The organism is Streptococcus vestibularis ATCC 49124 (assembly GCF_000188295.1).
Classification (GTDB): domain Bacteria; phylum Bacillota; class Bacilli; order Lactobacillales; family Streptococcaceae; genus Streptococcus; species Streptococcus vestibularis.
This window is the reverse complement of the sequence record NZ_GL831112.1, coordinates 808,034-820,509: the sequence shown is the minus strand read 5'-3', so window position 1 is coordinate 820,509 and position 12,476 is coordinate 808,034. Positions and strand designations below refer to the sequence as shown.

The 12,476-nt window shown below is 39.5% G+C and carries 10 protein-coding genes; 1 reads left to right on the top strand and 9 read right to left on the bottom strand.

All coding sequences use genetic code 11. The annotated features are described in order from the left end of the window. Positions 1-54 precede the first annotated feature (54 nt). From pfkA to HMPREF9425_RS03995, 9 genes are all read right to left on the bottom strand, one after another. Entirely contained in the window at positions 55-1,074 is a 1,020-nt protein-coding gene (gene pfkA, locus HMPREF9425_RS04035; protein WP_003092540.1) for a 6-phosphofructokinase, read from the bottom strand. Between the two features lie 92 nt (positions 1,075-1,166). Next, entirely contained in the window at positions 1,167-4,277 is a 3,111-nt protein-coding gene (locus tag HMPREF9425_RS04030) for a DNA polymerase III subunit alpha (RefSeq protein WP_003093102.1), read from the bottom strand. A gap of 152 nt (positions 4,278-4,429) precedes the next feature. After that, positions 4,430-5,215 (bottom strand): L-threonylcarbamoyladenylate synthase, encoded by a 786-nt coding sequence (locus tag HMPREF9425_RS04025; protein ID WP_003092717.1) that lies wholly within the window; start codon positions 5,213-5,215, stop codon positions 4,430-4,432. Between the two features lie 96 nt (positions 5,216-5,311). Further along, a complete protein-coding gene (leuD, locus tag HMPREF9425_RS04020; RefSeq protein WP_003092590.1) occupies positions 5,312-5,902 on the bottom strand; it encodes a 3-isopropylmalate dehydratase small subunit in 591 nt (196 codons plus the stop codon). A 9-nt stretch (positions 5,903-5,911) separates the two neighbouring features. After that, on the bottom strand, positions 5,912-7,294 hold the full coding sequence (gene leuC, locus HMPREF9425_RS04015; protein ID WP_003092639.1) for a 3-isopropylmalate dehydratase large subunit: 1,383 nt from the start codon (positions 7,292-7,294) through the stop codon (positions 5,912-5,914). Positions 7,295-7,324: 30 nt separating this feature from the next. After that, positions 7,325-7,606: a DUF1294 domain-containing protein gene (locus HMPREF9425_RS04010; RefSeq protein ID WP_003096988.1), complete on the bottom strand. Its 282-nt coding sequence runs from the start codon at positions 7,604-7,606 to the stop codon at positions 7,325-7,327. A gap of 4 nt (positions 7,607-7,610) precedes the next feature. Beyond that, positions 7,611-8,648, bottom strand: a complete 1,038-nt coding sequence (gene leuB / locus HMPREF9425_RS04005) for a 3-isopropylmalate dehydrogenase (RefSeq protein WP_003092768.1) — start codon at positions 8,646-8,648, stop codon at positions 7,611-7,613. 18 nt (positions 8,649-8,666) lie between these two features. Further along, entirely contained in the window at positions 8,667-10,223 is a 1,557-nt protein-coding gene (locus HMPREF9425_RS04000; RefSeq protein ID WP_003092610.1) for a 2-isopropylmalate synthase, read from the bottom strand. Positions 10,224-10,570: 347 nt separating this feature from the next. Then, the gene (locus tag HMPREF9425_RS03995; protein WP_002884137.1) at positions 10,571-11,263 is read right to left on the bottom strand and encodes a phosphoglycerate mutase; all 693 of its coding nucleotides are present in this window, start codon (positions 11,261-11,263) and stop codon (positions 10,571-10,573) included. Positions 11,264-11,518: 255 nt separating this feature from the next. Between HMPREF9425_RS03995 and HMPREF9425_RS03990 the strand changes: the two genes are divergently transcribed. Further along, complete coding sequence (locus tag HMPREF9425_RS03990; protein WP_003092962.1) at positions 11,519-12,454, top strand: dihydroorotate oxidase; 936 nt, start codon at positions 11,519-11,521, stop codon at positions 12,452-12,454. Positions 12,455-12,476: the final 22 nt, after the last annotated feature.

Here is a 12,476-nt window from a genome sequence, read left to right as displayed (position 1 = left end):
CTTATATTTTTTGTCGCCTTAGCGACGGATTAACAATAATTTAAGTAACTGAGATTAGCTCAAGTTAGACAATGAACGGTTAAGGTCTGCAAAGTCAAGACGAGCTTTGTGCGGATTGTTAACGATAATTTTACCGTCTTCAGTAAGACTGAACAAAGCACCTTCTTCTGCTGTACCAAGGATTGGGCTTTCAACAAGCTCTTCATTGTGGATACCAACAGCTACACCACCAATACCTTGTTTAAGGAGGTCAACCGCATGCGCACCCATCCATGAAGCAAGAACACGGTCACGCGCAGTTGGTGTACCACCACGAACCACGTGTCCAATGTTTGTTGCGCGAAGATCTGAAGTGTCTCCAGCTTCTTTCATTTTAGTTGCAAATTCTTCTGCACCCATAACACCTTCAGCAAGTACGATTACATGGTGAGTTTTAGCACCTGATTCGTAACCTTCTTTAACTTTACGAACAACTTCATTGATGTCGTACTCTTCTTCAGGTACAATAATTTGGTCTGCACCAGAAGCAATACCAGCCCAAAGAGCGATATCACCAGCGTTACGTCCCATTACCTCAACGACAAAAGTACGTCCATGACTGAAAGCAGTATCTTGGATTTTATCCAAGGCTTCTGTTGCAGTTGCAACAGCTGTATCAAAACCAATTGTGTAGTCTGTACCAACGATATCGTTATCGATAGTTCCTGGAAGACCAACTGCTGGGAAACCATGTTCAGTCAAACGCATAGCACCATGGTAAGAACCATCTCCACCAATAACTACTACACCTTCGATTCCATGTTTTTTAAGTTGCTCAATACCTTTAAGTTGACCCTCAAGTTGGGCAAACTCAGGATAGCGAGCAGACTGAAGGAAAGTACCACCACGGCTGAGGATGTTGTCTACGCCTTTGGCATCAAGTTGGAAGATATCTCCTTCAACCATACCAGCGTATCCACGGTTAATGCCGAATACTTCAATTCCTTCAGAAATTGCTTTGAGAACAACTGCACGAGCGGCAGCGTTCATACCAGGGGCATCTCCACCACTAGTCAAAACAGCAATACGTTTCATTATTCCTGATACTCCTTTTATATATTTAACATTTTCATTATAACACAAAGAATTCTAAATGGCTTTAAATTTGAAAAGTTTTATCGTTTTTTTTAACGTAAAACCGTTTTCAACACTAAGGGTGCTAATTCCCTACTGAGTTCTTCGTTCTTAGACACTTTATATCGTTGACTAACTATCGTTTCCTTGCTTCCCTGATAACGAATAACCACAGGAATATGTCCAGGATGCTTGGCTAAAATTTGAGAAACTTCTAAATCTTTATTATGATTCTCTAGTAAAATCCAAAAACGCTCAGTACTAGCCTCCTCTATATTTGACAAAATTAATTGAAGACGTCCGTCGCGCTCCTGAGTTCGTCCCTCTAGATAAAAGAGACCACCTTCTTTTAACTTATCTTTATGATAGAAATAAGTTTCTGGAAAAAGAGTGACATCCAGTTTATTTACCCCATCAAAAACGCTTAGAAAAGCCATCTGGTCTCCCTTTTTCGTTCTGATAATGCGAACTGATTCAAGCTGAACCAAAACTGTAGCCTTACTGTTCAAAGCCAACTCAGAAATTGGTTGGTAGGGCCGTGATGTCATTTTTTGAGCTAAATGTAATGGATGTGTACTAAGCCCAACACCTAGTAAATCCTGCTCTATACTGTAGCGTTCTGTCTGACTATAGTCTTCATACTCCACCCAAGAATAAGAGGACTCTGCAAACAAGCTTCCTAACTCGTTGACAAAAGTAAAGAGGTTGCTTAAATTACCAATGATTTTCTGACGATTTGGTTCAAAGATATCAAACAAACCAATTTGGATGAGAGGAGTCAGAATATCGACTTTCTGATATTTGCTAGGAATACGTGTCAAAAAGTCTTCTATAGAAATGTATTTGCCATTTTGTTTGCGTTCCTCAATAATCCAAAGGGCAAAATCTCTTGGCAAGCCTTTGATAGTCTTAAGACCTAATACAATCTTTCCATCTGAAATCTTGTCCAGATAGGGAATCCTATTAATATCGAGGCTAGCTAGGGAGAAGCCATTTTCAATGGCATCCTTAATGTAATCACTTGACGAATAATTTAACATGACGTCATAGAATATCTGAGGGTAATGCGTTTTGAAATAGGCTAATTGAAAGGCTAGTGCCGAATAAGCATAGGCATGACTTCTATTAAAGCCGTAACCTGCAAACTTAGCCATCATACTAAAGAGTCGTTCAGCAATCTGTGGGTCACGTCCAAACCGACGACTTCCTTTCATGAACTCTTCGGACATCTTGGACATTTCATTGGCATCTTTTTTCGACATTGCTCGACGAAGCAAATCGGCTTTTCCGAGTGTAAAGCCTGCAAATACTTGGGCAATCTGCATAACCTGCTCCTGATAAAGCATGATGCCATAGGTAGGTTCAAGAATTGGAGCAACCACTGGGTCAATGAGATCAACTTTTTCCTTACCATACTTACGAGCGATGAAATTATCTGTATAATCGCTAGCTCCTGGACGGTTAAGAGAGGTAGTCGCTACTACTTCTTCGAACTTAGTAGGTTTAATCCGTTTAAGGAGATTTATAGCACCTGCCTGCTCGAACTGAAAAATCCCCTTTGTCTTACCACTGGCAAAGAGCGCTAGGGTTTGTGAATCTTCCAAGTCAATGGATTTGATATCAATAGCAATTCCCTGTTCTTCTTCAAGCTTCTCCTTCATTTTTTGAACAAAGGTCAAATTACGCAGGCCCAAGAAATCCATCTTAAGCAAGCCATTGGCCTCGACTGCGGAGGCATCGTACTGAGTAACCATCATATCCTCACCAGTTTTTAGCGGAATATGGTTGGTCAGGTCATCGTCACTCATCACTATACCAGCAGCATGGATTGAGGTCTGTCTTGGCTGGCCTTCAATAGCCTTAGCAATCTCAAAAGCCCTCTGAAATTCCTGCCTCTGATTAATCAACTGTCTAAATGACATATTCTTCTCATAGACAGAAGTCAGATTGTCACGAAAAGAAATCTTTTTACTAAGTTGGGACAGTTCAAATTCTTTAGCACCAAAACGTTTAAAAACATCTCGAATAGCCTGCTTAGCTCCAAAGGTTGAAAAAGTAACAATCTGAGCAGAGTGTTTACTACCATAACGGTCCCTAACATAATGAAGAAACTCGCTTCGATAGATATCGGGCAAGTCAATATCAATATCAGGCATGCTATAACGCTCTTCATTTAGGAAACGCTCGAAAAGCAAGTCATTTTTAACGGGATCAATCCCAGTAATATCAAGGACATAGGCCACTAAGCTTCCTGCAGCAGAGCCACGCCCCATTCCCATATAATAACCACGGCTACGCCCAAAGCGTAATAAGTCCCAGACAATCAAGAAATAATCATCAAAGCCCATCTGATGAATGATAGATAATTCTTTGTCTAAACGTTCCTGATAAACTGGTTCTCTTAACGCTTTACTATCCAATCCAGATTGAGCTAATTGACGTAATTGGTCAACTGCTGGCATATCACGATTAAAACGAGGAAGCTTCAAATCCGTATCAAATTGATAAGTAATGTCTGAAACAAGTTGCTCCAAATTGTTCAAAGCCTCTGGAATATCACTATATGCACTTTCCATTTCTTGAGGCGAGAAAAGAAGCTGATTCATAGGACAAATAGAGGCCTCTGACAAGGACACATTTTGTGAGATGGCATGTAACGTCTGGATAGTCGAGCGATCTGCATTTTCAAAATAACGCACTGTATGTAAAGGAACCACAGGATAATCGAATTCTTTACCAGCATCCTCAGGTCTTACCCCAATGAAAACTTCTGAGCCAAGACTCATCCCGGGCTCCCAGTCCTCACTTGGAATAATTAGGGCGATGTCATTCAGATAGTCTGAAAAAAGCGTAAACTCCCGTTGCCCTGAAGACAGCTCTGTTGCCAACTTCATCAAATTTTTATAGCCTTGATTATTTTTAGCTAATAGGCGAAAGGGAATTTTTCTCCCATCATAGAATAAATTAGCTTCTATTCCAATCAAGGGACGTAAACCATTTCTGATTGCAAGCTGGGCAAAATGATAGGCAGCATAGAGATTATCACGATCCATCAAACCTATACTTTGATAACCAAGCTCTTTGGCACGTTTTACATAGGTGTTTAAATCTACAACGCTGTCCATGAAACTATATACTGATTTTGTATCCAATTGTGCAAACATGAAGGCCTCCTTTCAAAATTATTTTTTGTCAAATAATAATTTAGTTTTCTAGAAAAAATCAAAGAAACCTATTCAAATAGTATTATATCACAAGTTTTTAAGCATATTAAAAGCAGAACCAGAGGTCCTGCTTTCTTGAAGACATTATTTTCTTAATAATACTCACCTTGACGGTAGTTCCAAGAATTAAAGTGGTCTGAAAGGTGCATCATAATTTTATCTATATCAAGACCTTTACGGATAACTACTGGACATGGTTCTACTGAACGGCTTCCCTCACCTTGTTCAGGAATTAATTTACCGTCTGCATCAACCATTGATACCATAACACCTTGTTCATAACGTGTTTCAACAGTTTTATCAGGCTGAATTGACGCAACGTATTCATCAGCTTCGATGACAAGGTCAACAGCATTTTCAATACGTTCACCAATACCTTCAACCTTACCACGGTTACCTTTACCTGAAGGGTTTGCTGATGAAGCGTAAACCATCTTGCCTTCTTTTTCCCACATTTCTTTGGCAATTTGCTCACCAGCTTTACCAAATTTAATAACGAAACATGATGTTCCACGTACATCAGTCATAAGCTCTTCACGGCCATCACCAAATGCTTGGAGTTTTGCGTAAGCATCCTCACGCCACGGAAGAATACATCCAAGAAGGATATCTTCATCCCAGTGCTTTTGATAGAATGCATCAATTTCAGGAGTCAATTGTGCCAATGCACGCAACTCATCCATGCTTCCGCAAAGAACAACACCTGGTTTGTTACGGTTACGTTCTTTAGCTTCGAATTTACGTTCCAAACCAGCTTTATCGCTAGTCATAATAATGTAACCAACTTTAGTTGGTGTAACGATACATCCACCTTCACCTTTAAGAATTTCAAAACCTTCTTGGTTAAGGTTACCATCCCATTGGACATGTTTAGTCATAATGTGTGTTCTCCATCTAATTTATAATACATATATTTTATCATGTTCATAGTTATCAGGCAAGTAATTTTCGGAATATTCGAAAATATAAGACTATTACTGCCAATAGCTTGGACGATGTTTTTCGTACTCGGTGATCAAATCCTCATACTGCAAGGTAATCCCTATATCATCTAATCCATTTAAAAGTTTATGTTTCCATTCACCATCAATTTCGAAAGTGAACTCACCAACCGGTGAAATAATTTTTTGTTGTTCTAAGTCTACCGTCACTTTATCAGTAGGTTTTAATTGTTTCAATTTTTGACGTACTTCTATCGGTTGAACAATTGGTAACATCCCATTATTAAGTTCATTATTATAGTGAATGTCTCCGAAGGAACCTGCAATAACAACTTTAAATCCGTAGTCAGCTAGGGCCCACGCAGCATGTTCACGAGATGAACCTGCACCGAAATTATCACCTGTTATTAAAATAGTTGCTTTACGATATTCAGGTCGGTTAAAAACAAAATCAGGATCCTCAGTATATTTGTCATCTTTATAACGCCAAGCATACATCAAATATTTCCCAAAACCTTTTTTGTCAATCAGTTTGAGAAACTGTTTGGGAAGAATCTGGTCGGTATCGATGTTATCATTCATCAATGGAACTGTCGTCCCGGTATAAATGGTAAATTTTTCCATGTTTCCTCCTTATTGTACTTCTGGCATTTGGCGAACATCAACGAAACGTCCGGCGATAGCTGCTGCCGCTGCCATTGCAGGACTGCAAAGGTGTGTTTTTGCTCCAAACCCCTGTCGATCCTCAAAATTTCGATTACTTGTTGAAGCACAGTGGACCCCATCAGGAACTTTATCTGGATTCATTCCAAGACACATCGAGCATCCTGGGTCTCTCCATTCAAAACCAGCATCTTTAAATATCTTATCCAAGCCAATTTTCTCTGCAGCTTGTTTAACAGGTCTAGAACCTGGAACCACAATAGCTGTCAAATTAGGGGCAATCTTCTTACCTTTAACAAATCTGGCTGCCAACTGCAAGTCACTCAAGCGAGCATTAGTACAAGACCCAATAAAGATATACCCAAGATCAATGTCTTCTGCTTTTTGACCCGGACGAAGATCCATATAATGGTATGCACGCTCATCATTCATATCTCGAACTTCAGGGAATGGCGTATCAAAATCTACTCCCATAGATGGATTAGTTCCCCATGTGACCATTGGTGCCAACTCAGAAACATCCATACGAATGACTTTATCGTATTCTGCATCATCATCACTAACTAGTGTCTTCCAGTCAGCTACTGCTGCATCAAAATCCTCAGGAACACATTCTCGACCACGCATATAATCATATGTTGCTTGGTCTGGATTCATAATTCCCATTTTCGAACCAAATTCAATTGACATATTACAGATTGTCATGCGTTCTTCCATAGTCAAACGGTCAATTGCCTCACCGCGGTACTCTACAACATAACCCACTCCACAAGCAACCCCATATTTAGCAATCAAGGCGAGAATGTAATCTTTTGAATAAATGCCTTTCTGAGGTTTCCCAGTGAATTCTACCAACATCTTTTTAGGCTTGACTTGCCAAAGTGTCTGTGTAGCAAAGACATGCTCAACCTCGCTCGTTCCAATACCAAAGGCTATAGCTCCAAAGGCACCGTGGGTAGCTGTGTGGCTATCCCCACAAACAATAAACTTACCTGGTTGCGTACGTCCTGTTTCTGGACCAACCATATGTACGATTCCTTGCTTATCCGAACCATGTGGCGCATTGTCAATACCAAACTCAATGACATTTTCAGCAAGTTTATCAATTTGTGCCTTAGAAATAACATCTCTAATATCAAAGATATTCACAGTTGGAACATTATGGTCAAAGGTCCCAAAAGTCAGATCTGGACGCCTTACTTTACGTCCAGCATCACGAAGACCTTGAAAAGCTTGAGGACTAGTCACTTCATGAATATAATGTTGGTCCACGTACATAAGTTGGGGTTGCCCCTCATCACCTGCAATTACATGGCGTTCCCATAGTTTATCAAAAATTGATTTTCCGCTCATAAAATACTCCAAATATAATCTAAGGATTAGCTAATCCGAAAGTCTTGTTAGAATAAGGTATAAAAGAACGACATCTATAACAATCCCTAAAAGCCAGCAGAACTTAAAGTACCATTTGTTAATTTTATGTCTAAATAGTCTCCCACCTAGAAAGGCACCAATACCACCAAAGATAATAGTCTGCAATAATAATGACTTCTCAGAAATCCGTCTCTTATGTTGAATAGCCTTATGTTTATCAAGTCCATAAACGGATAAGACGACTAGATTCCACACCAACAAAACACTTAGTAACACTAATTTCAGTGTCATGATGTTAGAGATTGCCAATAATAGCTGTTGTCATTTCAGCAGTCGAAGCCTGACCACCCAAATCACGTGTCAAGATGCCTTGATTCAAGGTCTTATCAACAGCATTTTCAATCAATTCTGCCCCTTCAGTTTCATTAAAACTTTCACGTAACATCATAGCTACTGACAAAATCATTGAAATTGGGTTGGCGATACCTTGACCAGCGATGTCTGGTGCCGAACCGTGGATTGGTTCATAAAGACTTGGACCATTTTCAGAGTGACTGGCAGATGGCATAACACCTAAAGTTCCTGGAAGAACACTTGATTCATCAGACAAGATATCCCCAAAAAGGTTTTCTGTCACAACTACGTCAAAACGAGCTGGGTTGGTAATCATAATCATTGCGGCACTATCAACGAGTTGGTGTTCAAGAGTTACATCTGGAAACTCCAAAGAAACTTCATCAGCAACCTTACGCCACAATTTAGAAGTTGCCAAGACATTTTGTTTATCAATGCTAGTAACCTTTTTGCCACGACCTTGAGCAATCTTGAAAGCACGACGCATGATTCGACGAATCTCATCTGCTGAATAATCATTGATATCACGAGCCTTATCTTCTTCGAGAATATGCTCACCAAAGTAAATACCGCCCGTAAGCTCACGAACAACGACAAAATCTACGCCTTCAATACGCTCAGGCTTAAGAGGTGACAAGTGTTTCAAAGCATCAAAGATGCGGACAGGACGGATATTAGCAAAGAGATTTAACTCTTTACGAATGGCCAAAAGGCCTTGTTCAGGACGAACTGGCGCATTGTCATATTTAGGTCCACCAATTGCAGCCAAGACGATAGCATCTGCTGATTTAGCAGCATCCAAAGTTGACTTAGGAAGTGGATGACCCTCAGCATCAATGCCAGCACCACCAAATGGTTTAGCATCGATGTCGTAATCAAATCCAATTTTTGAAGCTACTTTATCCAGAACTTCAAGACCCGCTGCCATAATCTCAGGTCCAATTCCATCACCTGAAAGTGTTACAATTTTTTTTGTCATGTTTAACTCCTCTTAGGCTTATGGAAGGTCACGGTAAGAAACTTTTCGTGCCATCTCACCAGCATTTTCTTTTTGAACCAGCGTATTCGCATTAATATAGGCAATTGCTGATGCTTTCAAGACGTCAAAGTCCAAACCAGATGCATTGAAAATAGTATCTGTATCTACATTTTCGACAGTTACAAGTACACGCGCTTGCGCATCAATACCATCAGTTACTGCGTCAATATTATAAGAAGTCAAGCGAACTGTTTGGTTGAAGAATTTGTCAATAGCATTGAAGATAGCTTCAACTGACCCTTGACCATTTGCCAAAAATTCAACAGATTCACCATCTTCATTAACCAAGCTTACTGTAGCAGTAATTGTTTCATCAGCATTAGTTGTCAAGCGAAGATCTTGGAAGTGGAAGCCTTCTGGATTATCTACACTTGTACCAGCAACAAGTGCACGAATATCTGCATCAGTAATATCATGTTTTTTCCCAGCCAAGACTTTAAATTTGGCAAAGAGTGGTTTGATATCTTCTTCCACAAAGTCAAGCTCAAGTTCTTTCAATTTTTCAACAAAGGCATGACGTCCTGACAATTTACCAAGAGGAAGACTGTTACTCTTCACACCTACCAATTCTGGTGTGAAAATTTCATAAGTTTGTGGGTTCTTAAGAACACCATCTTGGTGGATACCAGATTCATGAGAGAAGGCATTTCCACCAACAACAGCTTTATTTTTAGGAACAGGAATTCCAGAGAAGCGAGAAACAAGCTCTGAAGTATTCATTGTTTCATTAAGAACAATATCACTTGTTGCTTGGAAAAAGTCTTCACGAATTTTCAAAGCAACAGCTACTTCTTCAAGAGCAACATTACCCGCACGTTCACCGATACCATTAACAGTTCCCTGTACACGTCCAGCACCGTGTTTAATTGCTGTCAAAGTATTTGCAGTTGCCATACCGAGGTCATCGTGACAGTGAACACCAAAGACAACTTTATGGTCTGATTTAATATTTTCAGTCAAATGATCAAAAATACGCGCAAACTCTTCTGGAGTCGTAAATCCTACTGTATCAGGAATATTAATATATGATGCACCAGCATCAACTGCTGTTTGAACAACTTCAGTCAAGAAATCAAGCTCTGTACGAGTAGCATCCTCTGGTGAAAACTCTACAACTTCAAATTTTGAACGTGCATATGACACATGCTCTTTTACAATTTCAAGAATTTCTTCTTTTGATTTATTAAATTTGAATTCACGGTGAATTGGGCTTGTTGCGATAAAGACATGAATTTGTGGATACTTAGCATCTTTCAAAGCTTCATAACAAGCATCGATATCAGATTTTACTGAACGAGCCAAACCAGTAACAGAAGTTGTTGTCATAGCTTCCGCAATTTGTTTTACTGCCTCAAATGAATCTGGGCTAGCTGCAGGAAAACCTGCTTCGATTACAGAAATTCCCCATTTTTCAAGTTGCTTAGCAATGGTAACTTTTTCTTTGATTGAAAAGTTAACACCTGGTGTTTGTTCCCCATCACGAAGACTTGTATCAAAAAATTCAACTTTACGCATAGACATTCCTCTTTCTAAAAGTAAAAACGATAGTAGTAAAAAAACATCTCACTCGGAAACCCAAGCGAGATGTTTTTACCTCCCGCTTGGTAAGCCAAACAGGACTAATGCTTTTGCACTAGCCCTCATTACGCAATAGCAAAGTTGTTGTAGTTGCGAATGTCATTTGACTGATTTCCTTTCGATGTATCTTGACTAATATGATACATCTTTCCAACTTGAAAGTCAAGGAAAAATTACTGAATTGACTGACTTTTCTGACCACAATTTACATTTGTTTTCAGTAAAAGAAAAAAAGCTGACCGAAGTCAACTTTTTTATTGTTAATGATGACTACTTATCTCAGCTTATTTTCCGAGGTAGTATTCATTAACAACGTTCAATTTTTCGTCAAATTCGAATACCAATGGTGGGAAGTTTGGAATTTCAACATCCATGATTTCGTCATCTGACAATTGTTTGATGTGTTTTACAAGGGCACGGATTGAGTTACCGTGTGCACCTACGAATACGTTTTTACCATCTTTAAGAGCTGGAGCGATTTTATCTTCCCAGAATGGAAGGGCACGTTCCAAAGTAACTTTCAAGTTTTCAGCATCTGGAATTACTGAGTCATCAAGTGAAGCGTAACGACGGTCAGTGTGTGCTGAGTGCTCATCATCACGATCCATTGCTGGAGGCAATACATCGTATGAACGACGCCAGATGTGAACTTGCTCATCACCAAATTGTTCAGCAGCTTCTGCTTTGTTTTTGCCAGTCAAACCACCGTAGTGACGTTCATTCAAGCGCCATGATTTTTCAACTGGAACCCAAAGTTGGTCAGATGCTTCAAGTGCAAGGTTAGTTGTTTTGATCGCACGTTTCAATACTGAAGTGTATGCTTGGTCAAATTCGATGCCAGCTTCTTTGATCAATTTACCAGCGTCGATAGCTTGTTGAGTACCTTTTTCAGAAAGATCTACGTCAGCCCAACCTGTGAAAAGGTTAGCTTTGTTCCATTCAGACTCACCGTGGCGAGCGAAAACCAATTTTACCATTAGTTATGTCTCCTTTTTATTTTGGGTTATACCCATTTACTCTATCTATTCTACCCAAAAAACCTTGAAAAAGCTAGCAAAATCCCAAAATTCTGTAAAATTCTACTGCTTCTTTCCTTTGTCAAATTGGAACTAAGCGGAAGTTTAAGTCAGAAGTTTATACCTATCCATTATTTCCTTGTTTTAGGCCTTCTTTCATGCTAAAATGGGATGAAAATAGTAACATTTTACTTTGTGATCTCTAAGGAGGATATTATGGTTTCTACTGCTACAAAAGTTGGCCAATTTACGTTTGATAACTGTCTGATGAATGCTGCTGGTGTTTATTGTATGACTAAGGAAGAATTGGCAGAGGTTGAGGCTTCAGCTGCAGGCTCATTTGTCACAAAAACAGGAACACTTGAGGCCCGCCCTGGTAATCCTGAACCACGTTATGTGAATGTACCTCTTGGGTCAATCAACTCAATGGGATTGCCAAATAACGGTTTTGAATACTACCTTGACTATGTCATTGAATTACAAAAGCAACCCAATACAAAAAATCATTTTCTTTCACTCGTTGGTCTCTCACCTGAGGAAACACACACTATTCTTAAAAAAGTTCAAGATAGCGACTATGAGGGGCTTGTAGAACTCAACCTTTCATGTCCTAACGTTCCAGGTAAACCTCAAATTGCTTACGATTTTGAAACAACAACCGAGATCCTAACTGAAGTCTTTTCTTACTTTACGAAACCTCTTGGTGTGAAATTACCACCATACTTTGATATTGTACACTTTGATCAAGCAGCTGCTGTTTTCAACCAATTCCCTCTTGTCTTCGTTAACTGTGTGAACTCTATTGGTAATGGACTTTACATTGAAGATGAATCTGTTGTCATCAAACCTAAAAATGGTTTTGGGGGTATCGGAGGTGACTATATCAAACCTACTGCCTTGGCAAACGTTCATGCTTTCTACCAACGCTTGAAACCTGAAATCCAAATCATTGGTACTGGTGGTGTCAAATCTGGTCGTGATGCCTTTGAACACATCCTTTGTGGCGCAAGTATGGTACAAGTTGGTACTGCACTTCAAAAAGAAGGTGTCGCTATTTTTGACCGTATTACTAAAGAACTCAAAGAAATCATGGAAGAAAAAGGTTACGAAACTCTTGAAGACTTCCGAGGAAAACTTCATTACATTGACTAGTCTATAAAAAAAGTTGTAGGTA